29 protein-coding genes and 1 tRNA gene are annotated in these 26606 nt (G+C 56.3%); 15 read left to right on the top strand and 15 right to left on the bottom strand.

What is annotated here, in order from left to right; all coding sequences use genetic code 11:
- Positions 1 to 42: 42 nt before the first annotated feature.
- Both DK510_RS11510 and DK510_RS11505 read left to right on the top strand, forming a co-directional pair.
- Complete coding sequence (locus tag DK510_RS11510; RefSeq protein WP_109312223.1) at positions 43 to 504, top strand: hypothetical protein; 462 nt, start codon at positions 43 to 45, stop codon at positions 502 to 504.
- Between the two features lie 174 nt (positions 505 to 678).
- On the top strand, positions 679 to 1497 hold the full coding sequence (locus tag DK510_RS11505) for a DUF2189 domain-containing protein (protein ID WP_109312222.1): 819 nt from the start codon (positions 679 to 681) through the stop codon (positions 1495 to 1497).
- Between the two features lie 133 nt (positions 1498 to 1630).
- Here the strand turns inward: DK510_RS11505 and rplT are convergent, their stop codons facing one another.
- The 5 genes from rplT to pyk all read right to left on the bottom strand — a co-directional run bounded on the left by rplT (position 1631) and on the right by pyk (position 6086).
- On the bottom strand, positions 1631 to 1996 hold the full coding sequence (gene rplT, locus DK510_RS11500; RefSeq protein ID WP_058273348.1) for a 50S ribosomal protein L20: 366 nt from the start codon (positions 1994 to 1996) through the stop codon (positions 1631 to 1633).
- Between the two features lie 14 nt (positions 1997 to 2010).
- Positions 2011 to 2211 carry a 50S ribosomal protein L35 gene (gene rpmI / locus DK510_RS11495; protein WP_010443552.1) on the bottom strand — a complete coding sequence of 67 codons (201 nt, stop codon included), beginning with the start codon at positions 2209 to 2211 and terminating at the stop codon, positions 2011 to 2013.
- Positions 2212 to 2393: 182 nt separating this feature from the next.
- A complete protein-coding gene (locus tag DK510_RS11490; RefSeq protein WP_058279006.1) occupies positions 2394 to 3944 on the bottom strand; it encodes a sodium:alanine symporter family protein in 1551 nt (516 codons plus the stop codon).
- Between the two features lie 14 nt (positions 3945 to 3958).
- Positions 3959 to 4396 (bottom strand): universal stress protein, encoded by a 438-nt coding sequence (locus tag DK510_RS11485; RefSeq protein ID WP_058279007.1) that lies wholly within the window; start codon positions 4394 to 4396, stop codon positions 3959 to 3961.
- A 244-nt stretch (positions 4397 to 4640) separates the two neighbouring features.
- Complete coding sequence (gene pyk, locus DK510_RS11480; RefSeq protein ID WP_058273351.1) at positions 4641 to 6086, bottom strand: pyruvate kinase; 1446 nt, start codon at positions 6084 to 6086, stop codon at positions 4641 to 4643.
- Positions 6087 to 6218: 132 nt separating this feature from the next.
- Between pyk and DK510_RS11475 the strand changes: the two genes are divergently transcribed.
- The 3 genes from DK510_RS11475 (at position 6219) to DK510_RS11465 (ending at position 7655) form a co-directional block, all read left to right on the top strand.
- Entirely contained in the window at positions 6219 to 6956 is a 738-nt protein-coding gene (locus DK510_RS11475) for an N-formylglutamate amidohydrolase (RefSeq protein WP_109312221.1), read from the top strand.
- A gap of 67 nt (positions 6957 to 7023) precedes the next feature.
- The gene (locus DK510_RS11470) at positions 7024 to 7263 is read left to right on the top strand and encodes a DUF6868 family protein (RefSeq protein WP_109312220.1); all 240 of its coding nucleotides are present in this window, start codon (positions 7024 to 7026) and stop codon (positions 7261 to 7263) included.
- A 77-nt stretch (positions 7264 to 7340) separates the two neighbouring features.
- The gene (locus DK510_RS11465) at positions 7341 to 7655 is read left to right on the top strand and encodes a DUF1244 domain-containing protein (RefSeq protein WP_109312219.1); all 315 of its coding nucleotides are present in this window, start codon (positions 7341 to 7343) and stop codon (positions 7653 to 7655) included.
- 43 nt (positions 7656 to 7698) lie between these two features.
- Here the strand turns inward: DK510_RS11465 and DK510_RS11460 are convergent, their stop codons facing one another.
- From DK510_RS11460 to dgcN, 3 genes are all read right to left on the bottom strand, one after another.
- Positions 7699 to 8559, bottom strand: a complete 861-nt coding sequence (locus tag DK510_RS11460) for a D-amino-acid transaminase (RefSeq protein WP_109312218.1) — start codon at positions 8557 to 8559, stop codon at positions 7699 to 7701.
- An 11-nt stretch (positions 8560 to 8570) separates the two neighbouring features.
- On the bottom strand, positions 8571 to 9536 hold the full coding sequence (gene dgcA, locus DK510_RS11455; RefSeq protein ID WP_109312217.1) for an N-acetyl-D-Glu racemase DgcA: 966 nt from the start codon (positions 9534 to 9536) through the stop codon (positions 8571 to 8573).
- A gap of 74 nt (positions 9537 to 9610) precedes the next feature.
- Positions 9611 to 10612: an N-acetyltransferase DgcN gene (gene dgcN / locus DK510_RS11450; protein WP_109312216.1), complete on the bottom strand. Its 1002-nt coding sequence runs from the start codon at positions 10610 to 10612 to the stop codon at positions 9611 to 9613.
- 295 nt (positions 10613 to 10907) lie between these two features.
- Between dgcN and DK510_RS11445 the strand changes: the two genes are divergently transcribed.
- Positions 10908 to 11867 carry an L-malyl-CoA/beta-methylmalyl-CoA lyase gene (locus DK510_RS11445; RefSeq protein WP_058279015.1) on the top strand — a complete coding sequence of 320 codons (960 nt, stop codon included), beginning with the start codon at positions 10908 to 10910 and terminating at the stop codon, positions 11865 to 11867.
- 41 nt (positions 11868 to 11908) lie between these two features.
- On the opposite strand, the gene DK510_RS11440 is transcribed toward DK510_RS11445, so the two are convergent.
- Positions 11909 to 12484, bottom strand: a complete 576-nt coding sequence (locus tag DK510_RS11440; protein WP_109312215.1) for a PA14 domain-containing protein — start codon at positions 12482 to 12484, stop codon at positions 11909 to 11911.
- Positions 12485 to 12599: 115 nt separating this feature from the next.
- Positions 12600 to 13052, bottom strand: coding sequence for an Lrp/AsnC family transcriptional regulator (locus DK510_RS11435; RefSeq protein WP_109312214.1), 453 nt, complete (start codon positions 13050 to 13052; stop codon positions 12600 to 12602).
- Between the two features lie 73 nt (positions 13053 to 13125).
- Between DK510_RS11435 and DK510_RS11430 the strand changes: the two genes are divergently transcribed.
- The 3 genes from DK510_RS11430 (at position 13126) to DK510_RS11420 (ending at position 15693) form a co-directional block, all read left to right on the top strand.
- The gene (locus tag DK510_RS11430; RefSeq protein ID WP_109312213.1) at positions 13126 to 13722 is read left to right on the top strand and encodes a LysE family translocator; all 597 of its coding nucleotides are present in this window, start codon (positions 13126 to 13128) and stop codon (positions 13720 to 13722) included.
- 223 nt (positions 13723 to 13945) lie between these two features.
- Positions 13946 to 14629, top strand: coding sequence for a hypothetical protein (locus DK510_RS11425; protein WP_234999041.1), 684 nt, complete (start codon positions 13946 to 13948; stop codon positions 14627 to 14629).
- Positions 14630 to 14730: 101 nt separating this feature from the next.
- Positions 14731 to 15693: an acetyl-CoA carboxylase carboxyltransferase subunit alpha gene (locus tag DK510_RS11420; protein ID WP_109312211.1), complete on the top strand. Its 963-nt coding sequence runs from the start codon at positions 14731 to 14733 to the stop codon at positions 15691 to 15693.
- Positions 15694 to 15697: 4 nt separating this feature from the next.
- On the opposite strand, the gene DK510_RS11415 is transcribed toward DK510_RS11420, so the two are convergent.
- The 3 genes from DK510_RS11415 to DK510_RS11405 form a co-directional block, all read right to left on the bottom strand.
- Positions 15698 to 16825, bottom strand: a complete 1128-nt coding sequence (locus tag DK510_RS11415) for a lytic murein transglycosylase (RefSeq protein ID WP_058279021.1) — start codon at positions 16823 to 16825, stop codon at positions 15698 to 15700.
- 111 nt (positions 16826 to 16936) lie between these two features.
- Positions 16937 to 17584, bottom strand: coding sequence for a GntR family transcriptional regulator (locus DK510_RS11410; RefSeq protein WP_058279022.1), 648 nt, complete (start codon positions 17582 to 17584; stop codon positions 16937 to 16939).
- Between the two features lie 30 nt (positions 17585 to 17614).
- Positions 17615 to 18310 carry a M48 family metallopeptidase gene (locus tag DK510_RS11405; RefSeq protein WP_200833233.1) on the bottom strand — a complete coding sequence of 232 codons (696 nt, stop codon included), beginning with the start codon at positions 18308 to 18310 and terminating at the stop codon, positions 17615 to 17617.
- A 100-nt stretch (positions 18311 to 18410) separates the two neighbouring features.
- Here DK510_RS11405 and DK510_RS11400 point away from each other — a divergent pair, with 100 nt between their 5' ends.
- The 4 genes from DK510_RS11400 to DK510_RS11385 all read left to right on the top strand — a co-directional run bounded on the left by DK510_RS11400 (position 18411) and on the right by DK510_RS11385 (position 21384).
- Complete coding sequence (locus tag DK510_RS11400; protein ID WP_108861356.1) at positions 18411 to 18737, top strand: TIGR02300 family protein; 327 nt, start codon at positions 18411 to 18413, stop codon at positions 18735 to 18737.
- Positions 18738 to 18879: 142 nt separating this feature from the next.
- Positions 18880 to 18955 (top strand) — tRNA-Ala (locus DK510_RS11395).
- A gap of 282 nt (positions 18956 to 19237) precedes the next feature.
- Positions 19238 to 20776, top strand: coding sequence for a site-specific integrase (locus DK510_RS11390; RefSeq protein WP_160116503.1), 1539 nt, complete (start codon positions 19238 to 19240; stop codon positions 20774 to 20776).
- A gap of 203 nt (positions 20777 to 20979) precedes the next feature.
- Entirely contained in the window at positions 20980 to 21384 is a 405-nt protein-coding gene (locus DK510_RS11385) for a PaaI family thioesterase (protein ID WP_160116502.1), read from the top strand.
- Positions 21385 to 21434: 50 nt separating this feature from the next.
- Here DK510_RS11385 and DK510_RS11380 read toward each other — a convergent pair whose 3' ends face one another.
- Positions 21435 to 22829: a pyridoxal-dependent decarboxylase gene (locus DK510_RS11380; protein WP_109312207.1), complete on the bottom strand. Its 1395-nt coding sequence runs from the start codon at positions 22827 to 22829 to the stop codon at positions 21435 to 21437.
- A 296-nt stretch (positions 22830 to 23125) separates the two neighbouring features.
- Between DK510_RS11380 and DK510_RS11375 the strand changes: the two genes are divergently transcribed.
- Complete coding sequence (locus DK510_RS11375) at positions 23126 to 24499, top strand: transposase (RefSeq protein ID WP_109312301.1); 1374 nt, start codon at positions 23126 to 23128, stop codon at positions 24497 to 24499.
- Positions 24500 to 24708: 209 nt separating this feature from the next.
- On the opposite strand, the gene DK510_RS11370 is transcribed toward DK510_RS11375, so the two are convergent.
- The gene (locus DK510_RS11370; RefSeq protein ID WP_160116501.1) at positions 24709 to 25218 is read right to left on the bottom strand and encodes a TetR/AcrR family transcriptional regulator; all 510 of its coding nucleotides are present in this window, start codon (positions 25216 to 25218) and stop codon (positions 24709 to 24711) included.
- A 185-nt stretch (positions 25219 to 25403) separates the two neighbouring features.
- On the opposite strand from DK510_RS11370, the gene gntH reads away from it, so the two are divergent.
- A complete protein-coding gene (gntH, locus tag DK510_RS11365) occupies positions 25404 to 26597 on the top strand; it encodes a guanitoxin biosynthesis MBL fold metallo-hydrolase GntH (protein WP_109312205.1) in 1194 nt (397 codons plus the stop codon).
- The last annotated feature ends 9 nt before the right edge of the window (positions 26598 to 26606 follow it).

Here is a 26606-nt window from a genome sequence, read left to right as displayed (position 1 = left end):
AGTACCCTGTGGTTATCACACCCCATGCAGGAGACGTGTCCAATGGTACTCAAGCTCATCCGAAGCCTCGCCGCCGTGGCCATCCTTGCGGTCGCCACCCCTTCCAGCGCCGATGAAGGCAGCGGCTTTCCCCAGATCGTCGGCACCTGGCACGGCACCTATCTGGTGGGCTTTGCCAAATCGAACCCGAACCACGCAAAAGGCTTGCTGAAGACCGAGATGGAGCTGGAGATCACCAAGCTGGACGGCAACCTAATCACCGCCACCAATCGCTGGCGGCGCATCGGGGACAAAGATTGGATCGTCGAAGAAGCAATGGGCACCTTCAGCCTGGACGATCCCACTCGCTTTGTTCTGGCCGAGGCCGGGATATCGGGCGACGATGTGTCAGCCGGGATTTTCAACGGAGTCTATCTGGATGACGTGATCATGGTCACCTATGCCGGGCCGGGAACCGGCGTGGCGTTTGCGGCGCAGTTGGTAAAGAAAGACCCAAGCAAATAGGCTTATGGCTCCGCTAAAAATTAGCGAAACACGCCAGCCAAAGTTTGGCCGCCATCCTATCTCTTGCCGTTATGCCGCCACTGATGCAGACTTGAAACAGGAAGGATGTCTGCTTCACCGCTTAGCAAGTTGGCAGACCACCCAGCGCGACACCTTCTTTGAGAGGAGTGTGTCATGGCATCCAAAACTACAGGGTCCACACCACCGGACAACCTGACGCCGCAACAAGCGGCTATGCCCCAAATCAATAGGGTAACTACAAGTGATATCACCGCATCGCTGAAGGCAGGGTTTTCCGACTTTCTGGCGCGCCCCTTCATGAGCGGCTTCTTCGGCCTGTTCTATGCGGTTTTCGGAATCCTGATGGTTTGGAGTCTGGTCTGGCTCGGCAAGATCTGGATGATCATTCCCGCCATTGTTGGATTTCCTCTGGTCGCACCTTTCGCTGCCGCTGGGCTTTATGAAATGTCCCGTCGGTTGCAGAACGGAGAGAGGTTCGGCTGGTCAGAAATCCTGACCGTGATGGCCAATCAACGCAAACGCGAAATGGGCTGGATGGCCTTTGTCACCCTGTTCATTTTCTGGGTTTGGATTTACCAGATCCGGCTTTGGCTGGCGATCACCCTTCAAAACGCATCCTTTTCGGATTTTGAAGGGTTCTTGAATATCGTATTCTTCACACCTCAGGGCTGGACTTTCCTTGCCATTGGCACCTGCGTCGGCGCATTTTTGTCGGCCGTACTATTCTCAGTGACCATCGTTTCCATGCCCATGCTGCTCGACCGGGAAACCAATTTTGTTTCGGCCATGTTGACTTCTTTGCGGGTCGTCGCGGAAAGCCCGGGTGTCATGCTCACTTGGGCCGCGATCATCTCAGTTACCATGCTGTTGTCGCTGGTTCCGGCGTTTCTGGGCCTGATCTTTACCTTGCCGATCCTTGGCCACACCACATGGCATCTTTATCAGCGGGCGGTACCGCCAGTGCAGGAGTGATCCGTCGGAGTATCACCATGGCAATCGTGCGCTTTTAATGGCCGAAATTTTGCTGAGTTCGCTTTCGGCTATCAATGAAAAAGGCCGCCCCAAACGGGACGGCCCTTCATTCACTGTCTCTGCTTAGAGAGGATCAGGCAGCCAGAGCGGCCTGAGCTTTGGCGACGATCGTACCGAACGCTTCCGGTTCGTGCACGGCCAGGTCGGCCAGAACTTTACGATCCACTTCGATACCGGCCAGGGTCAGGCCGTTGATGAAGCGGGAATATGTCAGTGCTTCGTCATGCGAACGGACAGCAGCGTTGATACGCTGGATCCACAGCGCGCGGAAGTTGCGCTTGCGGTTCTTACGGTCGCGGGTTGCATACTGGTTGGCCTTGTCGACGGCCTGACGGGCAACCTTGAAGGTGCTCTTGCGGCGGCCATAGTAACCTTTGGCGGCCTTGATAACCTTCTTGTGACGGGCGTGAGTTACGGTTCCACCTTTAACGCGGGACATCTCTTAATCTCCTCTTAGCGGTCGTAGGGCATGTAGCCCTTGACGATCTTGGCGTCGGGGGCGGACAGGGTGGTGTTGCCACGGGCGTCGCGGATGAATTTCTTGGTCCGCTTGATCATGCCGTGACGTTTGCCGGCCTGGCCAGCAAGGACCTTACCGGTCGCAGTCACCTTAAAGCGCTTTTTGGCGCTCGACTTTGTCTTCATCTTAGGCATTTCCGTCTCCTTTCGGGGTTCGGTTTCAGACGCGACTCGGCATGCCATCTCGGCCGGTCACGCGATCAGAAGCGCCGTTTACGCAAGTTCGACCATACTGGCAAGGGGGTTTGGACCAGAATCTGCGCTTTTTGCAGCCTGATCAGGCACCGGGGCGACAAAGGCCGCCCCGGTGGTTTGATTTAGTGTTCGAATTTGCGGATTTCGCCAGTCTTCAGTCGGCTCGCATAGCTGGCCAGTTCTTCACGCACCACTTTCATCAGGAAGTAGAGCGCAAAGACGTTCACGACCGCCATCGCAAAGATCGCCGCATCCGAGAAGTCGATGACAGGGCCAAGATTGGCCGCCGCGCCGATAACAACGAAGATGCAGAAGATGACCTTGAACACCAACTCCTTGGCGTGGCCTTCCCCGAACAGATAAGTCCAGGCCTTGAGGCCATAGTAGGACCAGCTGATCATGGTTGAGAAGGCAAACAAGACCACCGCAATCGCCAGTACATATGGGAACCAGCTGAAGGCACTACCAAAGGCCGCCGAGGTCAGGCTGACGCCCGAGTTGCCATCAACAGTTGCAATGGCATTACCCGCTTCGTTCAGCATGTAGTTGCCGGTTTCCGGATCGACGATCAGCTGCTGGGTGATGATGATCACCAGCGCAGTCATCGTACAGATCACAACCGTATCGATGAACGGCTCAAGCAACGAGACGAACCCTTCGGTGATCGGCTCTTTGGTCCGAACCGCCGAGTGTGCGATCGCTGCAGAACCCACGCCCGCTTCGTTCGAGAACGCAGCACGACGGAAGCCTTGGATCAGCGCCCCGACCATACCACCAGCGACGCCGAGGCCGGTGAAGGCACCTGCGAAAATCTGGCCGAACGCCCAGCCGATTTGATCAGCATTCATGATGATGATCACCAACGCAGCAGCCACATATAGGATGCCCATGAATGGAACGACCTTTTCGGTCACCCGTGCGATGGATTTCAGTCCACCCACAATGACCAGGAACACGATGATTGCAAAGACAACCCCTGTGATCCATCCGGGATAGTCGCCCGTGATACCCGCGATCTGTTGATGCGCCTGATTGGCCTGGAACATATTGCCCCCGCCCAGCGCGCCCAGAATACAGAAGATCGAGAACAGGACGGCCAGAATCTTGCCTCCAGGCAAGCCAAGCTCGTCAAAGCCCTTGGACATATAATACATCGGGCCACCGGAAACGGTGCCATCCTCGTATTCGTTGCGGTATTTCACGCCCAGCGTACATTCGGTGAATTTCGACGCCATGCCCAGAAGGCCCGCGACAATCATCCAGAAGGTAGCACCCGGTCCGCCAATGCCGACGGCAACCGCCACACCGGCGATGTTGCCTAGGCCAACCGTACCCGACAGCGCCGTGGCCAGAGCCTGAAAGTGGCTGACCTCGCCCGCATCGTTGGGGTCGGAGTAGTCACCTTTGACAAGGCTGATCGCATGGCCAAAGAACCTGAGCTGAACAAAGGCAAAGTACAGCGTGAAAACAGTCGCCGCGACGACCAACCAGCCCACGATCCACGGGAAACTGGTTCCCGGAAACGGCGCAAAGATAAAGCTGACAAATGGCCCGGTGAAATCGGCAAATGCCTGATTGATCTTGTCGTCCAGTCCAGGCGCGTCTTGCGCCATTGCAGGAGCGGCAATCAGAGCGGCAATTACAGCCAGCCAGAGATGTTTCAACATAGTCATTCTCATCCCTCCCGTCAGTTCACAACAGTGACTGGTACATCGGCGTGCATGACCAGATTTTGGGTCGAGCTGCCAAACAAGCGTTTCTTGAACCCATCGGCCGAGGCGCGCCCGACGATGATCTGCGAACCGCCATTCTCGACGGTGATTGCGTTCAGAGTTTCAGCCACGTCGCCATGACGCACGATGCCCTGCACTGTGTAACCATCTGCGGTCAGGGCTTCGACAGCCGGGGTAACAATCCGGTTCGTCGCAAGTTCGATTTCTTCTTCTCGCCGCTTGTGCCGCAATGCGTTCTCTTCAGGGGTCTGAAAAGTAAATGGGGACCATTCGATGACATAAACAACCAGCAATTCACACGTACCAATTCGGCCAGCCAGATCTTTGGCAAAGGCGATGGCGTGTTCTCCGGTTTCTGTCCCGTCCAGTCCAATGACAATTTTCGTTGTCATAACGTTCCTCCAATAATTTTGGTTATGCCGGGACCCGTGTACCCGGCAGGGCGGCCGGAACCTGGAACTTATTAAGTGGACCGCCCATGCGCCCGAGTATCCCGGAAAAACCCTCAAAAACAGAGAGTTATCTTCCAAACACATCCGTTATTTCGGCATGTCGTTGAAATTTATATACTTTTTCCGCCTAAAATTTAGGCGTATCGGTTTGATACCAGCTTTTCAAGGCCCTGCATCGCAACTGTCACCCGGGATCAGTGTTGTAGATCAGCCGTTCATCGCAAGGCGCGATACGCAAAATATTGGTCGTTCCCGGGACGTTGAAAGGCACACCGGCAGTCACCACGATCTGATCGGCTTCGGATGCGAACCCACCGGCACGGGCCGCACGGGCCGCGTTGACGACAGCGCCTTTGAACCGCTCCAGCTCGGGCGTCATCACGCAATGACAGCCCCAGCTCAGACACAGACGCCGCGCGGTTCCCGTGGCAGGCGTCATTGCGATGATCGGAACGCCGGGACGTTCGCGGGCGGTCAGCAGCGCGGTGGTGCCGCTTTGGGTAAAACAGCAAATCGCCTTGATATCTGTTTTTTCTGCAATCTCGCGCGCGGCGGCAACGATACCATCGGCAATAGTGGTCCCCTTTGCCGTCCGGGACGCCGCGATGATCTGCGTATAAGTCGGGTCGGCTTCGACCTCGATGGCGACCTTGTTCATAGTTTGCACAGCCTCGATCGGGTACGTACCAGCAGCCGATTCCGCGCTGAGCATGATCGCATCCGTGCCTTCGTAGATTGCTGTCGCCACATCCGAGACCTCGGCCCGGGTTGGCATCGGGCTTTCGATCATGCTTTCCAGCATCTGGGTGGCCACGATCACAGGCTTAGCCGCCCCACGGCATTTGCGCACCAGTCGTTTCTGGATCGGGGGCACGGCTGACACCGGAAGCTCGACACCCAGATCGCCGCGCGCGACCATGATCCCGTCAGAGGCATCCAGAATGTCGTCGAATGCCTCGACCGCTGCAGGTTTTTCGATTTTGGACAGGATAGACGCACGCCCATCTGCCAGCGCGCGGGCCTCAAACACGTCCTTAGCACGTTGCACAAAGCTGAGCGCCAGCCAGTCCACGCCCAGTTGGCAGACGAATTCCAGATCGTCACGGTCCTTGGCCGACAGAGCTGCCAGTGGCAGCACCACGTCAGGAACATTCACACCTTTGCGGTTCGAGATCGTACCGCCGACCTCAACGGTGCAATTGGCAAAATCCTGGCCACAGTCCTGCACGGTCAGACGGATTTTGCCGTCGTTGACTAGAAGCCGCGCACCCTGCTCCAACGCGGCAAAAATCTCGGGATGCGGCAGACAAACGCGGTTGATATCTCCAGGCGCAGGGTCCAGATCCAGACGGAAGGCCGCGCCTTCTTCAAGTTCTTCTGCGTCGTTGGCGAACACCCCGACACGCAACTTGGGTCCTTGAAGGTCGGCCAGAATTGCGATTGGCCTGTCCAGGTCTTTTTCGATCTGTCGGATGATCCGGTGGCGTTCGCGGATCTCATCATGGCTGCCGTGGCTCATATTCAGGCGGAAGACGTCTGCGCCTGCCTCGTACAGCGCGCGGATCATGTCATAGTCATTTGACGCCGGTCCCAGCGTCGCCACGATTTTCACATTTCTCAGGCGTCGCATTGGTCTGGCTCTCCTAACGTCTTCTCTTGATTCTGCGCAAATGTTACCGCAAACATTGCTCCGCCTGCTTATTGCGCAATTCCCTTTTCAAAGCAACTGCCCTAAACCTGCGACAAACTAGATGACAGGCTTATGACGTATTCCCCGTTTTTTATCCACGGCGCGGATCGGCCCTCGCGTTGGCTGATCACATGCGACCACGCATCCAACTTGGTTCCGCCCGACATCCACGGTGGCGACCTTGGCCTGCCTCGTGAAGATATGGAACGCCACATCGCTTATGATGTAGGTGCCTACGAGGTGTCAAAGCATCTGGGTGAGCTTTTGAATGCGCCCGTGATCGCAGCCAATTTTTCCCGCCTCGTGATTGATCCGAACCGCGGCGAGGATGATCCGACCTTGTTGATGAAGCTCTATGACGGGTCGATCATTCCCGGCAACCGGCACGCTGATGCGGTAGAACGAGAGCGGCGTTTGAACATGTGTTATCGCCCGTATCATGACGCGCTGGCGCAGATGGCCGCGTTGCCGCATGCAGTGATCGTGTCGATGCACTCGTTCACGCGGCAATTAAGGGGTCGTGATCCCCGCCCGTGGCATATTGGGGTTTTGCATACTCCGGACGAACGTTTCTCGGGCCCGTTGATCAACCGCCTTGAGGCCGAAGGTGACCTTTGCGTCGGCGTTAATGAACCCTATACCGGCGTGCTCCCCGGTGATGCGATTGACAAACACTGTACCAGTTTTGGTCGCCCCAACGCACTGATCGAGCTGCGCAATGATCTGATTGCCGAACACGCAGGACAGCGAGAATGGGCCGAGCGGCTAGCCCCTATCCTGCAGGACGCGCTGGACCAAAGCGGCTTGTGACAAAAGCCCTCACTTCATTGTGAGAGCCAACCCCAGACCCCATATTATAGGGGTAAAGGAGGCCACTATGACTCAGGAATTTCTGACGTCCGTCTTTGGCTGGATGGCCGTGCTCAACATCGCGATTCTGCTGTTCACCACAATGATGATCTTGCTGTTGCAGGACTGGATCGCTGGCATTCACGGCAAAATGTTCCAGATGGAACGCCCCGCAGTGAAACGGGCTTATTTCCGGTACCTGGCAAATTATAAGATCCTGACGCTGATCTTCTGCATCACCCCATGGCTGGCTTTGAAACTGACCTGATACGCTGATTGTTGAATCATCGCCCCCGGGCCGCTAGGTCACATACAGCACGCATTCCTGTAATCCGGAGCCAGACCATGGACAAGCAAACCGAAATCGAACTTCAAGCCGCCGCATTCCGTCGCTTGCAACAGCATCTGATGGAGGACCGCACTGATGTGCAAAACATCGACATGATGAATCTGGCCGGGTTCTGCCGCAACTGCCTGTCGCGGTGGTATCAAGAAGCAGCCAACGAAAAAGGCATTGAGATGGGCAAGGACGAAGCCCGTCAAATTTTCTACGGCATGACCATGGATGAGTGGAAAGCCAAATACCAGACCGACGCCAGCCCGGAAAAACAGGCCGCCTTCAAAGTCGCGTTCGAAGAGAATGTAACGAACAAGGGCTGACGCCAAAACCGAAAGAGGCCCGCCAATCTGGCGGGCCTTTTCTTTAGATTGCGACCTTGCGGCTTTCGTCCAAATAGATTTCCCGCAAACGCTTGGCGATTGGTCCCGGTGTACCGTCGCCCAGCGCAACCCCGTCAATCTCGACCACTGGCATGACAAACGCGCTGGCCGAAGTGGTGAAAGCCTCATCCGCTTCCTTCGCCTCATCAATGGTGAACAGGCGCTCTTCGACTTCCATCTGTGCTTCGGCCGCCATGCGCAGCACTGCCTTGCGTGTGATGCCGTGCAGAATGTCGTTCGACAGTGGGCGGGTGACGATTTTACCGTCCTTGACGTAGTAGGCGTTGTTGCTGGTGCCCTCGGTCACATAACCGTCCTCGATCAACCACGCATCGTCACAGCCAGCTTTCTTGGCCATCATCTTACCCATCGACGGGTACAGCAGCTGCACGGTCTTGATGTCGCGGCGGCCCCAGCGGATATCCTCGATCGAGATGATCTTGGCACCCTTCTTGGCGGCTGGGCTATCGGCCAGACCAGGCTTGTTCTGGGTGAAAAGCACGAGGCTGGGCTTGGTATCTTCGGACGGGAAAACAAAGTCCCGATCGCCATCCGATCCACGGCTGACCTGCAGGTAGACAAGCCCTTCTTCGATGCCGTTCAGTTCCACCAGCTTGCGGTGAATTTCAAGCAGCTCATCCTTGGTGCAGGGCTCAGCCATCTCCAGCTCATCCAGAGACCGCTTCAGACGCACGGCGTGACCTTCGAAATCGATCAGCTTGCCATCCAGAACGCTGGTGACTTCGTAAACGGCGTCTGCGAACAGAAAACCACGGTCAAAGATGGACACCTTGGCCTCGGTCTCGGGCAGGTATTCGCCATTTACAAAAACGGTGCGGGTCATGTCTTGTCTCCTCAGCCCCAGAGGTCCGCTTTGGGCGGGTGCACTCCGGCATCATCAAAAATCAGCGGGTTGTCGCGGTCTTCGGCCAGCAGAAGCGGGCCGTCAAGGTCTGTCACCATCACACCTTGTGCCAACAGTGTCGCAGGTGCCATAGCCAGAGAGCTGCCAACCATGCAGCCGACCATCACGCGATAGCCTTCAGCCAGCGCCTGCTGGCGCAGGGCCAGCGCCTCGGTCAGGCCGCCCGTTTTATCCAGTTTGATGTTGACCACATCGTACTTGCCCTTGAGGCCCTGAAGGCTTGTGCGATCATGACAGGACTCATCAGCACACACTGGCACGGGGCGCTCCATTCCAATCAGGGCGTCATCTTCCCCGGCGGGCAAAGGCTGCTCGACCAGGGCTACACCCAAACGCACCAGATGCGGGGCAAGGTCGGCGTAAACCGCAGCTGACCAGCCTTCGTTGGCGTCCACGATGATCGTGGCATCTGGTGCACCTGAGCGCACAGCCTCCAGCCGGGGCATGTCATCCGGTGTGCCCAATTTGATCTTCAGCAAGGGCCGATGCGCATTGGCTGCGGCCTGCGCCTGCATTTTTTTCGGCGTGTCCAGCGACAGCGTATACGCTGTGATTTCTGGCCCCGGAACCGGCAGCCCGGCCAGATCCCAGGCCCGCTTTCCTGCGCGCTTGGCCTCAAGGTCCCAAAGGGCGCAATCAACCGCATTCCGCGCCGCCCCGGCAGGTAAAAAGTCCATTAGGCTGTCGCGGGTAAACTCGGCAGGCAAAGCTGCGATCTCGGCCTCGACCGAGTCCAGCGTTTCATCATACCTGGCATAGGGCACGCATTCGCCCCACCCCTGATGGGTACCGTCAGAAATCCGAACCGTCAGCACCTTGGCCTCGGTCCGAGACCCGCGCGAGATCGTAAAGACCTGCGCCAGCCGAAACACGTCACGAGAGACTTCTACCTGCACGCGCCAGCTCCTTCATCTTTTTCAAAATACTTTCGCCGAAGGCGGACAAGCCCGCCTCCGACGCGCCGCTTAGATCACAGTGCGGCCAGCGCATCCACCAGCTTGCCCGAACCAAAGCGGAACGGGTCAGTCGCGGGCAGGCCCATATCGGCCTCAACCTTGGCCAGATATGCGGTGGCGTCATCTTCGGACATGTGCTGCGTGTTGACCGAAATACCAACGACCTGGCAATCCGGGTTGGCAACCTTGGCCAGACCCAATGCCGTGTCGCGCAGCGCTTCCAGGGTCGGCAACTGATAGGTCGGCAGACCACGCATATGGTCGCGGGTCGGCTCGTGGCTCAGGATCAGCGCATCCGGCTGGCCGCCGTGGATCAGCGCCATGGTCACACCGGAATAAGACACGTGGAACAGCGACCCCTGCCCTTCGATCAGATCCCAGTGATCGTCATCGTTGTCAGGCGTCAGCCATTCGACCGAACCGGCCATGAAATCGGCAATGACCGCATCCAGCGGCACACCGTCCCCGGTGATCAGAATGCCTGTCTGTCCGGTTGCGCGGAAGGTCGACTTCATGCCGCGCTCGCGCATCTCGGCATCCATCGCCATCGCCGTGTACATTTTGCCGACAGAGCAATCGGTGCCAACAGCCAGACAGCGCTTGCCCTTGCGCTTGATGCCGTTTGCAATCGGGTATTCCACCGAAGGTACGCGAACATCGTGCAGCTTGCGGCCGGTGGCTTCAGCAACAGCCACCAGATCGGGTTCGTCGCATAGCAGGTTGTGCAGACCAGAGGCCAGGTCAAAGCCTTCCTCCAACGCCATGACCAGAACCTTTTTCCATTCCTGGCTGATCACGCCACCACGGTTGGCAACGCCGATAACCAGCGTCTTGGCGCCAGCTTCTTTCGCCTCGGTCAGGGACATGTCGGTCAGGCCCAGATCGGCCTTGCAACCTTCCATACGGTACTGGCCAACGGCATTCTCAGGACGCCAGTCCTTGATGCCGATTGCAACTTTGGCCGCTAATTGGTCGGGCGCATCGCCCAAAAACAGCAGGTACGGTGTCTCGATCATTGCGGTTTACTCCTTTGATTCTGGCGCAATCTAGGGGACGATTTCCACGAGTGTTTCGCGTTTTCGTCTGACAACGCCCCGTCAGGTGGGAAATTTTTGCGCCTTCCTCCTAAATGGCGCACTAATCTTTCAAGTTTCCAAAGCGATTAAACTTTAATCACTGTTTTGACCCTGTATTGCGGCGATTGCTGCGATTGCATTGCCGCACCTGCACAAAGATGCTTGCTATGGCTTGCGCAATTTAATACCCCATGAGGCAAGAAAATCGTAATTTCCTTTCTCGCACGAGGTCCAGATGAGCTTTCGCATCCAACCCGCCGCCCCCGCGCGCCCCAACCGTTGCCAGTTGTTCGGACCGGGATCAAACACCAAGCTGTTCCCGAAAATGGCCGCGTCGGCCGCAGACGTAATCAACCTCGACCTTGAGGACTCGGTCGCGCCGTCGGACAAGGACGCCGCGCGCGCAAATGTGATCGAAGCGCTGAACACCGTCGATTGGGGCAACAAATACATGTCCGTGCGCATCAACGGACTGGACACACCCTATTGGTACCGCGATGTGGTGGACTTGCTGGAACAAGCCGGCGACCGGCTGGATCAGATCATGATCCCCAAGGTCGGCTGCGCGGCAGATGTCTACGCCGTAGACGCGCTGGTCACCGCCATCGAGCGCGCCAAGGGCCGTACAAAGCCCGTCAGCTTTGAGGTCATCATCGAATCCGCAGCTGGCGTTGCCCATGTCGAAGAAATCGCGGCCTCGTCTCCGCGCATGCAAGCGATGAGCCTGGGTGCAGCAGATTTTGCAGCCTCGATGGGGATGCAGACCACCGGTATCGGCGGCACGCAGGAAAACTATTACATGCTGCGCGAAGGTGAAAAACACTGGTCCGACCCGTGGCATTGGGCGCAGGCTGCCATTGTTGCTGCATGCCGGACACATGGCGTTCTGCCCGTGGACGGACCCTTTGGCGACTTCTCAGACGACGAAGGTTACATCGCGCAAGCGAAACGTTCGGCTACCTTGGGTATGGTCGGGAAATGGGCGATCCACCCCAAGCAGATCGCGTTGGCCAATCAGGTCTTCACCCCGTCGGATGAAGCCGTGTCCGAGGCACGCGAGATCCTGGCTGCGATGGAGCAGGCCAAAGCCAATGGCGAAGGCGCAACCGTTTACAAAGGCCGTCTGGTCGACATCGCCTCGATCAAACAGGCAGAAGTGATCGTGGCGCAGGCCGAATTGATTGCCGCGAACTGATATAATTGAATAAGGCGTCCTTAGGGGCGCCTTATTGGGGCCTACCGGCCAAAGACGTCGTTAGGCGTCCATGTAAAACGCTCACCTTTCTTTCCTGACTTCATCATCAGGCAAGATGTACCGAGCTTCTGAAAATAGATTATCTTCAGCGGATACCAGCCGGCCTTCGGCACCTCTACTTCAGTTCGTTGATTGGCCTCACACCCCTGAATACTATTGACTTTGCCGATCTGCTGCCCGCCGACCCAGGCATCGATTCCATCGTTTGACCATGTCTCCAACTCGTAAACCCCCGGTGAGTCAAAGCGCATGTAACCGGTGATTTCTGCAGCGACATTATAGTGGTGGTCGAATGTCAAAACATCCTCCCCCTCGTTTGTATCCCTATAATCCAAACCGATCAGCGGCTGCCCCGGCTGGGCCTTAGGCAATAACTGCTTGGCATGAGTGAGATTGCGGATTTTGCGCTGAGTACCAGTTCCCACATATTTTACATTCAATCCCGCTTTTGGACTGGGTTGCGGACTGGCGGGCTGTAATTTGAGCGGCGCGGCCACTGCTGAACTGGCGATAAACGCCGCAGCTGCTATCAGCGCTCCAATGCGAACAAATTTCATTATCTTCTCCCTGTGTGTGGCCTGTTGGGGTTGTTCCCCTTCGATCAGGTCCTTGAGAAGACACTAGGCTGTGAAAATTCACCCGGCAAGCCGGTTGAAGATAACAATTCCAACGTCAGGCGCGCATATCTTTGGGTGAATCCATCACCACATAAGACGTGATCGACGTCACATGCGGCAGTGTTCCCAGAACTTCGGTGTGGAATGTCTTGTACGAAGGCAAGTCCGCGCATTCCACGCGCAACAGGTATTCGATTGTCCCCGTGATATTGTGGCATTCGACCACTTCCGGCACACGTTGAAGAGCGCGTTCGAACCCTTCCTGGGCAGCTTTGGTATGTTCATCCAGCCCAACGCCGATATAGGCGACGAATCCGACACCAATCTCGGATGGGTTCAGGACTGCGCGGTAGCCCGAGATTACACCCGAACGCTCCAGCTCCTGCACGCGGCGCAGGCAGGCAGAAGGAGACAACCCTACCCGGTCCGCCAGATCCAAATTACTGATGCGGCCGTCTTGCGAAAGTTCTCGCAATATTTGCTGATTTATGTGGTCAATTTTCGCCATTGATTGTGATATTAACGAGATCGCGCATTAAAACGCAATTTCGTTTGTGCGGTTTGCAGCAATTATCCACCTTATGACCTACGATATCCTTCTGGCCCTGATCGCCTTTGCTTTTGTCTCGTCCATTACACCTGGACCCAACAACCTGATGCTGATGGCGTCTGGGGCCAATTTCGGATTTCGCAAGAGCATCCCGCACATGCTGGGGATCGGGCTTGGGTTTACCTTCATGGTGCTATTGGTCGGCACCGGGCTGGTGCAGCTATTCGACAGATATCCGATCAGCTACACGGTGCTGAAATTCGCCTCTGTTGCATATCTTCTGTTCCTTGCTTGGAAAATCGCACATGCCGCCCCGGCGAAGGGGCAAAACACGACAGGCACGCCGATGACGTTCCTGCAGGCAGCAGCCTTTCAGTGGGTCAACCCAAAGGCCTGGGCCATGGCCCTGACAGCCACAACCGCCTACACACCTGATCAGACCCTTCAGGCGATCATTGTGGTGGCCCTTGTTTTCGGGGCAGTCAACCTGCCCTCGGTCAGCACATGGACCGTTCTGGGCCAGCAAATGGCACGCATCCTGACGAACCCGCGCCGGTTGATGGTGTTCAACTGGACAATGGCGGCTTTGCTCGTCGGCTCGCTCTACCCGGTTCTATACCCGAACTGAGCAATTTCAGCGGCAGGTCGCCAGCCTGATTCCCATGACTGTCGGTCAAAACACTCAGAACGCGGTCTTCATCGGCATCCTTTCTACTTGCCCACCTGCGGATTCATATTTCGCAGCTACAAATCTCACTGAATTCACATCGGATTACACACGTAGGAATGTTACAATGGGCGGATAACTCACGAGACCAATAGATTTTTCAACATGGTAAATGAGAACCGATATGAACAATCCATCTCGCCCGCTCCGCCAAGTCCTGTTTGCCGCCATCCTTGCCACAATGCCGGCTATTGCGCAGGCCGATGACGTCCAGACACAATCCATGATTTCTGAACGTATCAGCCAGCATAACCCGGCGCCCGAAGCCTATATCAAGGATCGCCCAATCCTGGGCTGGCAGCTGAACAGCGATGACTTCGACGCCATCCCCGAGGCGATCCGCGACAACCTCGGTTCGGTTGATGGCACCAGCTACGATCAAGCTTACCTGACCGAGAATACCGGCTCGATCATTGCGCTGCAGTTCCGCAAGGATGGCCCGGACTTCTACATCATCGGCAAAAGCACGTTTGACGAGGCCTACGAGCTGGTTTCACTGGACGATGTTGCGGCCAAGAATGCGCGCCTGATCGAACGGCTGGACATGGCCCCTGAGGTAAAGGCGATGTTCGAAGATCAAGCGCCCGGCATTGTAGGTGCGCTCAAGACGACGCCAGTTGATATGCTGCGCCTGTCTGATCTGGGATATGCAAAAAGCGTTGCTCTGACCATTCAGGCCCCATGGGGCGAACAGACCAAACCCGAAGGCGCGGACGCATTTCTGGTCTGGGACAGCGGCGAGAACCAGTACTACATGGTGAACGCTGACGACGACGGCCTACCGTCCAGCTACGTACCTGTGAAGTAACCCATACTGGCGCGGCCCCTGATCGGGGCCCGCTTTACCTTGTGTTGCATTCCTCTGACAGCAAGTTCATATAGCAATGAACTTCCGCGTTGAGAGGCGTCATGACCCAGTATCTGGATTTCGAAAAACCCCTGGCCGAGATCGAAGGCAAGGCCGAGGAATTGCGCGCGCTTGCCCGCGCCAACGAAGAGATGGACGTGGCCGAAGAAGCCGCCGCGCTGGATGCCAAGGCCGCCAAGTTGCTGGATGAGCTTTATGGCGATCTGACCCCATGGCGGAAATGTCAGGTTGCGCGTCACCCCGAACGCCCCCATTGCCAGGATTACGTGGCCGAGCTGTTTACCGAGTTCACGCCGCTGGCGGGTGATCGCAACTTCGCTGACGATCTGGCTGTGATCGGCGGTCTGGCGCGTTTCGATGATCAGCCTGTCATGGTGATCGGGCACGAAAAGGGCTCGGATACCAAATCGCGGATTGAACGGAATTTTGGCATGGCCCGCCCCGAGGGGTATCGCAAGGCTGTGCGCCTGATGGAAATGGCCGGACGTTTCGGTTTGCCCGTCATCACCCTGATCGACACGGCAGGCGCATATCCGGGCAAAGGTGCCGAAGAACGCGGCCAGTCCGAGGCCATCGCGCGGTCGACCGAAATGTGCTTGAAGATCGGCGTTCCGCTGGTGTCCGTGATCATTGGCGAAGGTGGTTCAGGCGGTGCGGTGGCGTTTGCCACAGCAAACCGTGTAGCGATGCTGGAACATTCGGTCTATTCGGTGATCTCGCCCGAAGGCTGCGCGTCGATCTTGTGGAAAGACTCGGAGAAAATGCGTGAGGCCGCCGAAGCCCTGCGCCTGACCGCACAAGACCTGCAAAAGCTGGGCATCTGCGATCACATCATCACCGAACCCAAGGGCGGCGCGCATCGCGACCGCGCCGCAACGGTCGACTCTGTACGCGGCGCTATTGCTGCTATGCTGAAAGAGCTGGATGGCAAGGATGCGGCAGCCCTTATCAAGGAACGCCGTCAAAAATTCCTGGATATCGGCTCGAAGGGGTTGGCGGCCTAAAGCGTCAGCCACCGAGCTGGCGCAACAAAGCCGCCGAAGGTTCCCCGGTTACGGCCAAGCCACTGGCGCGTTGATACGCGCTGATGGCAGATTTCGTGTTGTTGCCGATAACCCCATCCGCGCCCTGCGTGTCGTACCCTGCGGATGTCAGGCGGCGCTGCAGCTCTTTGCGATCCTCAAGCGTCAACCCGGTCGCATCGGGCCCGAACGAGGCCTGAAATGGCGCACCACCAGCGATCCGGTCAGACAAATGTCCAACGCCGATCGCGTAGCTGTCCGAGTTATTATAGCGCTTGATCACCTGGAAATTGCGGAACACCGCAATGCGCGGCCCCGGCGTTTGCGGCTGTAACACCGCGACAGGTGTTCCCGAAACAGTGCCAGCTTCGCCACCCCATGGCTGTCCGCGCACCCAGCCAGCCCGCGCCAGATAGGCGGCGGTCGAGGCCAAAGAGTCCGTGGGATCCTCGGACCAGATGTCCCGACGGCCATCACCGGTGAAATCCACCGCATAAGCCAAGTAAGACGTCGGGATGAACTGCGTATGCCCCATCGCCCCGGCCCAGCTGCCGGTCATGTTCGCGGGCGTTGTATCGCCCTCTTGAATGATCTTCAGGGCAGCGATCAGCTGTTTTTCAAAAAACGCGCCGCGACGGCCGTCATAAGCCAGGGTCGACACTGCCGACACCACCGGCACGTCCCCCCGGCGAGATCCATAACGGCTTTCCAGGCCCCAGACGGCAACGATAACCTCTTTATCGACGCCGTACTTTGCCTCGATCTCTGACAGGGTTCCTGCATGGCGCACCAGCATCTGCTTGCCGGTTGCGATCCTTTCATCAGAAGCTGCAATCGCCAGATAATCCTCAAGCGAGCGTTTGAATTCGACCTGATTGCGATCTCGTTCGATCACGCCCGGCAGGTACCCCGCCCCCTGAAAGGCCCGGTTGATGGTGGTTTGAGAAATACCTTGCGAGGCCGCGCGGGACTTAAAGCCGGCAACCCAGGCGTCATAGCCTGCGTTGGGGACGGCCCGCATCCGCGTTGCCGGGGCGCTGGTTGGCGTGCCACCGGAACAGGCGGCCAAAAACGTTGACCCAAGTCCAACTGAAAATAGGCGTCGATTGATCATGTCTGAAATCTGCTCTTGTTGTGATTTGGGTCAGAGTATCGCAGACCAGGTGCGCAAGCTAGTTCTGCGGTGCTTGGAAACGGCAACCCGATCACTTCGGCGACAAGCCGCTTAACTGACCAGCATCCGCAGCCCCTGCGTCACATCCGACCGTACAGCCAGCCTCAATCCGGGCTCATCCCCCGCCTTCAACGCAGCGATGATCAGCTTGTGATAATGCGGCGGTTCTGTCCGCCGCAACCGCCCATAGAGCGCCCGCATTGTTGGCCCCAGCTGAAGCCATACCGTTTCCACAATGGCCAGCATCGCCGGGGCCTGAGCACGCAGATACAGTGTACGATGGAATTCCAGGTTCGACCGGATGTAACCGACGGCATCGCGTTTCGTGACCATTTCCGCGACGGTCATGTTGATGCTCTGCAACCGGTCGATCAGCGCCATGTGCGCGCGGGGCAATGCACGGCTGGCCAGCTCGACCTCGAGCAGTGCACGCAGAGCCGCCAACTCTTCGATACGATCATTGGTCAGCTCGGGCGTGGACACCCGACCCGAGGAAGACAGAAACAACGCCCCTTCGGCCACCAGTCGCCGCACCGCTTCGCGCGCAGGCGTCATTGAGACATCAAATTCCTTGCCGATGCCGCGGAGGGTCAACGCCTGCCCGGGCGCTATGTCGCCGTGCATGATACGCGAGCGCAGGGCTCGATAGACCAGATCATGAGCTGCGGGTTGAGTGTCGGTTGGGCGAGCGCTTAACATAACCCCATGTGATCACAAATCGCCGCGCGGTCAACTCGTCGCGCTATCAAATCTGTACTGGTGAAGCTGCGCCCCGTTGTCGCGCAGCCAGCGCCTTTGGGCTTTGCAGTCACCAAACAGGCGCTCGACCTGGGCCCAGAACGCGGTGGAATGGTTCATTTCGGCCAGATGTGCGACCTCATGTGCGGCGACATAATGAAGGATGTCCGATGGCGCGAGGATCAGGCGCCACGAAAACATCAGACCACCAGTCGAACTGCACGATCCCCAACGAGACCGCGTATCGCGCAAGGTCAGGCTGGAATAAGGTCGGCCCAGCATTGCCGCATAATCATCGCAGGCCTCGGTCAGGCGATCCCGCGCCAGTTCCTTTATGAACCGTGCCAATCGCCGGGCTTCGGCCCCTTTGGGGATTGCAACCACTGCGTCCCGCAGCAGAACGCGTCGGCCCTCTGCCGGTACGATTCGCCTCTCTTTGCCTTCAATGGGGATTGATTGCCCGAATCCCACGGCCAGTGGGTTGGGTCTGTCCTCAAGATGCTCACGGATCCAGTTTTCCTTGACCTTGGCGAAATTCAGCGCCTCGGCTTCTGCGACACCTTTAGGGTAGGTCAGTGTAACCCGCCCGTCCAATTGAGAAATTCGCAAGCTGATACGCCGCGCCCTGGCCGATTTGCGCAGCGTTAGCGGCACCGGCGGTTTTCCGGGCAATGCGTGGTCCCCCATGTGCCTGTTTCTCCTGCTCAAAGGCTTTGACAGTGCCCGCTGCATGTGGCACGTGACCTGAATCATTACTACGACTCACCTGATATCAAGGGGATCTGAAATGCCCAAGGAAGAATGGGGTGTAAAACGCGTTTGCCCGACCACCGGTAAGCGGTTTTACGACCTGAACAAGAACCCGATCGTCAGCCCCTACACCGGCGAGATCGTGGAGCTTGAAACCGGCAAGAGCCGGATGATCGCCGCAGATGCGGAAGATGCCGCGTCGGCAAAAGCACGCGAAAATGCGTCGGAAGAAGATCTGGTTCTGGACGATGACGACAGTGTCGACGTCGAACTGGACGATGATCTGCTGGATGATGATGACGACAGCAGTGACGACGTTTCGCTGGACGAAATCACCGATATGCCAGCGGAAGAAGAAAGCTAAAACCGGGCCGGGGCGGCCCTTGCGCCGCCTCAAACCACACCCGGATGCGAGGCCGAATCTTTTCCGCATAATCCATTTTTGGACTTGCGCTCATTGCCGTCGTCTCATAAACGTCCGTCCACCGCTACAGCGGTACTTGGAAGGGGCCTTAGCTCAGTTGGGAGAGCGCTTGCATGGCATGCAAGAGGTCAGGGGTTCGACTCCCCTAGGCTCCACCAAAACCTAACAATACAACTAGATAGCAAGCATTAGAGCGGTGTGACACACAGGTGTGACACAAAATGAAGCTGTATTCGTACCTCTCACTGTCCAGACATGGCATATATTACTTTCGCTGGCCCCTACCCGACAAAAGACCAAAATCTCACGCTAGTCCAAGCACCGCACGTAGGACCCTTCGGGTGTCTTTGCGCACAAGATGCCCTAAAGAGGCTGGTACTCTGGCAAGGCGTCTTGCAGTGTGCGGCGACACACTAGCAAAGCACATAGAAGCATCGGGCATGAACCACGGCGAACTGCGCACAAAGGTGCACGAGCACTTCACAGAAGTACTAAAGAAAGCAAAGGCACGTAGGTATGAACTCGGCCCCTACACCGAGCTAGAGAAGGAACGCATCGCCGACGCCATCCGTCTTCATGAGGCGGATAATGAAGACTACTGGGAATTGCTTGGCAGAGAACATGCCCGTTCAGAACTTGATAAGTTTTGTAACGGCACAGGAGTCAAACAGCCCAAGTCGCGTGAAGACGCTTTTCTGATATTAGGTGAAATCAAGAATGCTCAATTGGCGTTAGCCAAGACCATGCTGGAACATAATAAGACATTCGACAAGTACGATTTTGATGAGCCGCCCAGCGCTCCTGTGAGCCCCACTGAAAGCGCTCAAGCTAGTTCCGGCGCGACCTCAGTCACGATTTCAAAGAGGCCCCCACAGGCGCTTTCTGGCCCGCCCCTGTCCGTCTTGTTCGCCGAGAGAAAAGCTGAGGCGGAACGGATAGACGGGTGGTCAGCCAAGCTGTCGAACGACTATCAGGCTTGGATCGGCCTGTTCATCGAATTGCAAGGCGACCGCCCAATTCTCGACTACAAAAAAGCTGACGCGCGCGACTTTAAGAAAGTTCTGCTTGAGCTTCCCAGCAACAGGAACAAGCTGCCGCAAACGATTGGCTTATCTCCCAGAGAGGCCATACAAACTGCCAAAGACCACGAATTGCCAACGCTATCCGCAAGTACAGTCAACAAAGCGTTGGGAAGGCTGCAAGGTATATGGAAGTGGGCTGACAAACAGTTGGACGAAGAGGTTGCAGACATCTTTGGGCCGATGAAGGTTGATGATAACAACAAAGCCAGAAACCAACACGACCCGTTCGGCAAAGAGCAACTGCAGACCATCTTCAACAGCCCCCTGTACTCTGGGTGCAAATCGAAGCGGTTCCGCACACTGCCGGGAGATACAAACCTAAGCGACACCAGTTGGTATTGGCTTCCACTGCTTGGCCTGTGGACTGGTGCACGGCTGAACGAGTTGTGCCAGTTGAGCGTTGAAGACATCGACCAAGAAGAGGGCATACCCCTAATACGGGTCCAAGAGGGCGACGAAGACCAACGCGTCAAGTTTGGCAAAAGCAGACTGGTCCCCATACATCCCGAGCTAATCCAGCTTGGCTTCCTCCGCTTCGTAAAGGCTCAGCGACAGGCGGGCCACGAGCGGATATTCCCTGAACTAAAGCTGGGAGCGACTGGCTACTACTCGGATCAGGCTAGCAAAGACTTTAACCGCTACATCGACAGAATTGGCGCGAAGACGGTCAAGACCTCGTTCCACTCTTTCCGCCATAACTTCAAAGATGCTTGCCGCCACGCGGGTGTACAACCTGATATCAACGACATCCTATTAGGCCATGCTTTGCCCGGCATGGCAGGGCGCTATGGCGACGGAAGTGTTCCATTGCCACTGCTACGCGAAGCGATCTGCAAGATCAGGTATAAAGAACTGCGTTTAGAGCACGTCAAAGGGTATAGAGAAGCTGGAGGCTAAAGTTGGGCACAATGCGGTCGTTAGCTGCAACTTGCTTGAATGCCTACTTTGCGGACCTTCCGGACCTTCACCGCAGTTGCTCGTGTGTCAGGTTGCAGCGCTCTCATAACCGCTTCGGTAAGACCAAATGCGCAAGTTCTGGGTCGAATTCAGGTATCTCAGATGCAAGCCTGCTCTTGCTACTGTAAGTTGAGGGTATGGAATTGAACATCAGACAAAAACTGGCTGAGAATGAATGGAAGGGCGAAATCGGCTTCACCATTGAAAGCCGCGAGCCTGAACGCGTGATTGCCAGAATGCCGGTAACTGAAGCTGCAAAGAACCCGTTTGGAACGATGCACGCGGGCGCTTTGATCTGGTTTGCCGATATCGCAGCAACCTTGTGTGCCATCGGCGATCTGGACAGTATTGGTGAAGACGGGTCAGGCTTTCCGCTCGCCGTTGATCTTCATACCGTGCTGTCGGGCAATGAAAAGACAGGCGATCTGATTGCAACCTCCACAACGGTCAAACGCGGTGGCAAGCTCATTGTCATTCGCACCGAGGTTCGCGGAGAAACAGGGCGTCTGTTGATCGACATGACAACCACGCATCTGCGCGCCGGTTGACCAACTGGAAAGCACCCGCCCTTCTTGCGGCGGATGCATGTTTCCTTGCCTCAAACCGTCGTCAGAAATTCCGTCAACTGATCAATTATCGATTCATCCGTACGTCCATTGGTGACGCAGGCCCGCAAAACCGGTTTGCCCTCGAACATCGCCTTGGAAATCCAGAAACGCCCATCTTCGTGAACCGCATCGACATAGCGTTGCACGGCGTCGTGCCCTTCCGGCGGAACCATGCAGCTTACCCCCATGAGAGACTGGTTTGCCTTTATCCAACCCGCATTTCTAAGATTTTCCGTGAACCGGTTGGTCAGTTGGATGGTACGCTCGACATGGTCGCCGTAGCCGTCCCATCCGGCGGCACCAAGGGCGAGGAACAGGCGCAATCCTACGAAGCGGCGTGACCACTGATTGGAATTCACATAGAAATCCTTGGCTGCCTCGCTTTCCGGCATGTAGCTGGCCGAGATACGGAAAACCTGTGCGGGTATGTCGGGGCGCGAGGTCAGGAACATGCCTGCGCCCATCGTGGTGGCGAACCATTTGTGGGCGTCAATCGTGATCGAATCCGCTAGTTCAATGCCGTCCAGTGCGGTTCGCCCTTCAGTGCTGGCGATCATCGCCCCACCCCATGCCGCATCGACGTGAAACCACATACCATGCTCTCGCGCCAGAGCACCGCAAGGTTTGAGAGGGTCGATCATCCCGGCATTCGTGGTGCCAGCCGTAGCTACGATCAGGACCGGGACACAACCGTTTTTCGAATCCTCATCAATGGCGGTCGCAAGACAACTTGCGTCCATCTGGCCTTGGCCGTCAGTTGCGATCAATCGAACGGCGTTGCGCCCGATGCCCGCCGAATGCGCCATCTTCAACCATGCAAGATGGCTTTCCTTTGAAACGTAAATCGTTGGTTGGCCACCGAACTCATAGATACCCTTGTCGCTGTACTCCGGGCATTTGGCCTGCAAGGCACATAAAACAGCCGCCGAATTGGCCTCAGCCCCACCACTGGTAAAATGCCCCCCGGACCCCTTGGGAAGCCCGGCGCGCCTGGCCAGTTCATTGATGACATGCTGTTCAATTTCGACAGCGGCTGGCGCATGAGAATACACACAGATTTGCGGATTGAAGGCTGATGCGATCCGGTCGGCACATTCCGAGGCAAAGGTTGGCGCGGGATTGAACAGACCAAGATATCCCGGATGAGTCATCTGAACGCTGCCGACATCTAGTGCATTAATCACCCAATCCATCAGGGGTTCGAGTTCTTCTGCCTGATCAAACTGTTTGGATTTCAACTCTCCCAACCAGTCAGGCGTTAACTCAGCCGAGGTCGCCTTGCGATTGGCATAGTCGCGGCGTGCCTGACTCAAGCGCTCGGTCAACGCGTTTTCCGCCTCTGTTATTTGGTCAAAATCCGGGAAGAGTGCGTCGCGTCCGTGCATCGGGAATTCCTGTGGTTGTTTGGTGTGAAACTATCCGTGCTGAATAAGTTCATCGACCCGAAACATGCGGTATTCACGCGGCAATACTGCCAAATTACTATCCCGAACTGGACCAATGACGGCTTTCCGCACATCGCTTCAAAATGAGCGAGGCGCGGCATTGGTCACTAAGGGCTCAACGCGGTCACCCGTTGCACGTGGCATGAACGACTACTTTGCGGAGATAGTGTTGAAAAAGTCCGTTGATTGGTTTGCCTGTCGCTGATTCACTCGTTTTTGAGAGTGGAGGTGCGGTGATGATGGGACCGAGGCAGGTGGCGCAAGGGGCGCTGTTTTACGAGTTCTCGATTGAAGAGTTTGTGCCTGCTGATCATCCGTTACGCGGCATTGATCGCTTCCTTGATCTTTCGGAAGTTCGCCCTCTGCTGGCACCGTCCTACAGCGCTCACGGTCGTCCTTCGATTGATCCAGAGTTGATGATCCGGATGCTGTTGTTGGGCTATTGCCAAGGCATTCTGTCCGAGCGGCGGCTCTGCGAAGAGGTGCATGTCAACCTGGCCTACAGGTGGTTTTGCAAGCTCGATCTGACCGATCCGGTGCCAGACCATTCGACCTTCTCGAAGAACCGACACGGGCGTTTCCGTGAGTGCGGGTTATTCCGCCACCTCTTCGAGACTGTCCTGAGGCGCTGCATCGATGAGGGCCTGGTTGGCGGCGATAGCTTCGGCGTCGATGCCAGCCTGATCCCGGCGAATGCGAACCAGACGCGGGGTGTCGATAGCAAAGAGGGTTTGCCGCCCGACCTAGCCACTCGTGTGGTTGAGGAATATCTCGAAACGCTGGATGATGCGGCTTTCGGCGCATCCACCAAAGTTGTCCCCCAATACATCTCACCCGTTGATCCCGCCGCACGCTGGACAGGCGCGGACGGTGGGGCTGCCTTCTTCGCATATTCCACCAACTATATGGTGGATTTGGATAATGCGGTGATCGTCGATGTTGAACCATCGGTTCCGATCCGAACCGCTGAGGCCTTTGCTGCACGGCGCATGATCGACCGGATTACGGACCGCTTCGGCATGACGCCGGACAAGCTGGTCGGCGATACGGGCTACGGCTCAGCGGAGATGCTGGGCTGGTTGGTGGAAGAGCGCGGCATCGCTCCGCACATCCCGGTGTGGGATAAATCCAAACGGACGGACGGCACGTTCTCGCGCGAAGACTTCGTCTACGACCCCACGACCGACAGCTACACATGCCCCGGCAATAAAGAGCTGCGAACATATCGGCGAAACTTCTCCAAACCGCGCAAGCCAAATGGCGGCAAAGACGGTTTCATTAAATATCGTGCATCAAAGCACGACTGCGACGCATGCCCATTGAAAGCAAATTGCTGTCCAAATCAGCCAGCCCGAAACGTGCTTCGTTCCGTCCATGAAGCGGCTCGCGACGTCGCCCGCGATATCCGCAAGACCGATGCGTACATGACCTCGTTCATTCAGAGAAGGAAGGTTGAGATGCTCTTCGCACATCTGAAACGATACATAGGCGTGCCGACGATGCGGCTACGAGGACCCAAAGGCGCATATGAACAGTTTCAACTCGCAGCAACCGCCCAAAACCTTCGGAAACTCGCCAAGCTGGTGCCACAACCTAGACTGACGGGATGAAGGGAAGGCGGAAGCCTGTTGAGTCCGCATCCTGAACGCGCCCAAACGGCGACTTCTTCAACACTATCCGGACAAGGCGGACCTTGATGGTCACAGACTTAACGTCGGCTTCTGGCATTGTTGCGTGAGCTGTTTCTACTGGGCAATTAAAAACTGGCTGTCCGTTTCGAGCAAACTTACAATGCCGGGCAACTTTCTTGTTCTATCTTCTACTTTCCGACAAGAATTGCATGTTCCCGCTCTATAACCTTTTCCCAATCGCCTTGCGCTTTCAGACCTGTCGATGAGTCTCCCATTAGCGAAGTAACCATCAATCTTCCACGCGCTTTCGCTTCTTCTTTCGAAAACCCGGCCTGTTCAAACATCCAGGCGGCGAACTGGAATCGTTTGCCGATGGTTCTTTGATACGCTTCTCTTACCTTCTCATCGGTATTCGCCCACACTGAGACAGCGTGATCTGGCAACGCGGCGTCCTCTTCAATGACCTTTTTCATGAGAAGAAGAATGCGGTCTTCCGGGGGACCGCCAAATGTCTTTGCCTGTGTGATCACATTGTCAGTCAGTTCCTGCTCCCAATATCTGAGAACCTCATCCAAAAGCTCACGGACGTTCTTGAAATGCCAATAAAAGCTACCGCTTGTCAGGTTCATTCGCTTTGCCATTGGCACGACCTTTATCGCGGAAACGCCGCCCTCGTTGAGAACTTTGTAGGCCAGCAATATCCAGTCTTCCTTGGTCGCGGCGTTTTTGGGTGAGGCTCGGGTGACAGTTTCTGACATTCAGATTACAGCATTCTTTATTTGACATAGAGTAGTCTATGGAATTACCGTAGAGATGTCTATGGTGAACGAGAGGTTCACGGTTTCGTGTTCTCTTACCAGGCTTCGTTTTGAAGGGGGGACCAATGAATAACTTAATGAAAACCGCAGCCGGTACATTGATGGCATTAGGCATGACGCTGGCTGGCACAGCCACGGCGCAAAACGCCTTGCCGACGGGTCGGAGTGCCACTGAAATCGAAAACGGTGTATATCCCGCGTCTTACTTTCCCAACACTGAAATCCTCGGCGAGGATGAGATGCGTATCACGGCATTGGGGACGGGGATGCCAAACCAAACCAAGGCAGCCGTTTCGATTTCGTTTTATGTGGAACTTGGGAATGGGGACGTCTTTCTGTTTGACGTAGGAACTGGCGCAACGGGAAACCTGTTCTCGCTGCGACCGGACTTCGCAAAGATCGACAAGGTCTTCTTCAGCCATTTGCATGTTGATCACGTTGGAGACTTCATGGGCCTCCACGTTGGAGGTTGGCTTTCGGGCAGATATACCCCGCTCCGCATCTTCGGCCCGTCCGGATCAGAAGATGAACTGGGCACCAAAGCCTATGTTGAGGGCATGTCCAAAGCTTACGCTTGGGACTTGGCCACGCGAACGGGCGCGCTGCCGGATGATGGCGCCAAGCTTGAAGTCACTGAATTCGATTACATGCAGGAAAACGAGATTGTTTATCAGGAGAACGACGTAACTATCCGTTCCTGGCCTGCGATCCACAGTCTAGATGGCTCGGTAAGCTACTCTCTAGAATGGAATGGGCTGAAATACGTCTTTGGTGGCGATACATACCCGAACAAATGGTATGTAGAATATGCCAAAGGGGCGGACATCGCGTCTCACGAGGCCTTCCTGCCACCGGATGCGCTAGCCCCTTATTTTGGCTGGGACATGAAACAGGCGACTTATGTAGCTACGCGCGTTCATACGGAACCTGCGGCTTTCGGCAAAGTTATGTCCGCTGTCGAGCCACGCATGGCCCTAGGGTATCACTCTGTTCTTTCGCCCGAAAACTATCAGGCAATCCTGGAAGGTGTCCGTTCGACATACGATGGACCGCTCACTCTGGCGCGAGATCTACAGGTGATAAACGTAACCAAGGATCAGATCGTTGTTCGGGAAGCGAGTGTTGACGAATATGCTCTGCCGCCAGCTGTGAGCGACGAATACATCAATGCACCGCGTTCAAAAGAAAAAGAGCCTTCTGAAAAGGTTCAAGCCGGCAAATGGGAGGGTTACACGCCACCGCCAATGCCGGATAATTAACGTTCAGGG

It is taken from the genome of Ruegeria sp. AU67 (assembly GCF_900312795.1).
Lineage (GTDB): Bacteria > Pseudomonadota > Alphaproteobacteria > Rhodobacterales > Rhodobacteraceae > Ruegeria > Ruegeria atlantica.
The sequence above is the reverse complement of the archived record's forward strand: the minus strand, read 5'-3'. Positions and strand labels throughout refer to the sequence as shown.

What these genes read in the sequence shown, in the direction of transcription:
- DK510_RS11510 (WP_109312223.1), top strand. Translation starts at nt 43, where the DNA reads ATGGTACTCAAGCTCATCCGAAGCCTCGCCGCCGTGGCCATCCTTGCG.
- DK510_RS11505 (WP_109312222.1), top strand. Translation starts at nt 679, where the DNA reads ATGGCATCCAAAACTACAGGGTCCACACCACCGGACAACCTGACGCCG.
- rplT (WP_058273348.1), bottom strand. Translation starts at nt 1,996, where the DNA reads ATGTCCCGCGTTAAAGGTGGAACCGTAACTCACGCCCGTCACAAGAAG.
- rpmI (WP_010443552.1), bottom strand. Translation starts at nt 2,211, where the DNA reads ATGCCTAAGATGAAGACAAAGTCGAGCGCCAAAAAGCGCTTTAAGGTG.
- DK510_RS11490 (WP_058279006.1), bottom strand. Translation starts at nt 3,944, where the DNA reads ATGACTATGTTGAAACATCTCTGGCTGGCTGTAATTGCCGCTCTGATT.
- DK510_RS11485 (WP_058279007.1), bottom strand. Translation starts at nt 4,396, where the DNA reads ATGACAACGAAAATTGTCATTGGACTGGACGGGACAGAAACCGGAGAA.
- pyk (WP_058273351.1), bottom strand. Translation starts at nt 6,086, where the DNA reads ATGCGACGCCTGAGAAATGTGAAAATCGTGGCGACGCTGGGACCGGCG.
- DK510_RS11475 (WP_109312221.1), top strand. Translation starts at nt 6,219, where the DNA reads ATGACGTATTCCCCGTTTTTTATCCACGGCGCGGATCGGCCCTCGCGT.
- DK510_RS11470 (WP_109312220.1), top strand. Translation starts at nt 7,024, where the DNA reads ATGACTCAGGAATTTCTGACGTCCGTCTTTGGCTGGATGGCCGTGCTC.
- DK510_RS11465 (WP_109312219.1), top strand. Translation starts at nt 7,341, where the DNA reads ATGGACAAGCAAACCGAAATCGAACTTCAAGCCGCCGCATTCCGTCGC.
- DK510_RS11460 (WP_109312218.1), bottom strand. Translation starts at nt 8,559, where the DNA reads ATGACCCGCACCGTTTTTGTAAATGGCGAATACCTGCCCGAGACCGAG.
- dgcN (WP_109312216.1), bottom strand. Translation starts at nt 10,612, where the DNA reads ATGATCGAGACACCGTACCTGCTGTTTTTGGGCGATGCGCCCGACCAA.
- DK510_RS11445 (WP_058279015.1), top strand. Translation starts at nt 10,908, where the DNA reads ATGAGCTTTCGCATCCAACCCGCCGCCCCCGCGCGCCCCAACCGTTGC.
- DK510_RS11440 (WP_109312215.1), bottom strand. Translation starts at nt 12,484, where the DNA reads ATGAAATTTGTTCGCATTGGAGCGCTGATAGCAGCTGCGGCGTTTATC.
- DK510_RS11435 (WP_109312214.1), bottom strand. Translation starts at nt 13,052, where the DNA reads ATGGCGAAAATTGACCACATAAATCAGCAAATATTGCGAGAACTTTCG.
- DK510_RS11430 (WP_109312213.1), top strand. Translation starts at nt 13,126, where the DNA reads ATGACCTACGATATCCTTCTGGCCCTGATCGCCTTTGCTTTTGTCTCG.
- DK510_RS11425 (WP_234999041.1), top strand. Translation starts at nt 13,946, where the DNA reads ATGAACAATCCATCTCGCCCGCTCCGCCAAGTCCTGTTTGCCGCCATC.
- DK510_RS11420 (WP_109312211.1), top strand. Translation starts at nt 14,731, where the DNA reads ATGACCCAGTATCTGGATTTCGAAAAACCCCTGGCCGAGATCGAAGGC.
- DK510_RS11415 (WP_058279021.1), bottom strand. Translation starts at nt 16,825, where the DNA reads ATGATCAATCGACGCCTATTTTCAGTTGGACTTGGGTCAACGTTTTTG.
- DK510_RS11410 (WP_058279022.1), bottom strand. Translation starts at nt 17,584, where the DNA reads ATGTTAAGCGCTCGCCCAACCGACACTCAACCCGCAGCTCATGATCTG.
- DK510_RS11405 (WP_200833233.1), bottom strand. Translation starts at nt 18,310, where the DNA reads ATGGGGGACCACGCATTGCCCGGAAAACCGCCGGTGCCGCTAACGCTG.
- DK510_RS11400 (WP_108861356.1), top strand. Translation starts at nt 18,411, where the DNA reads ATGCCCAAGGAAGAATGGGGTGTAAAACGCGTTTGCCCGACCACCGGT.
- DK510_RS11390 (WP_160116503.1), top strand. Translation starts at nt 19,238, where the DNA reads ATGAACCACGGCGAACTGCGCACAAAGGTGCACGAGCACTTCACAGAA.
- DK510_RS11380 (WP_109312207.1), bottom strand. Translation starts at nt 22,829, where the DNA reads ATGCACGGACGCGACGCACTCTTCCCGGATTTTGACCAAATAACAGAG.
- DK510_RS11375 (WP_109312301.1), top strand. Translation starts at nt 23,126, where the DNA reads ATGATGGGACCGAGGCAGGTGGCGCAAGGGGCGCTGTTTTACGAGTTC.
- gntH (WP_109312205.1), top strand. Translation starts at nt 25,404, where the DNA reads ATGAATAACTTAATGAAAACCGCAGCCGGTACATTGATGGCATTAGGC.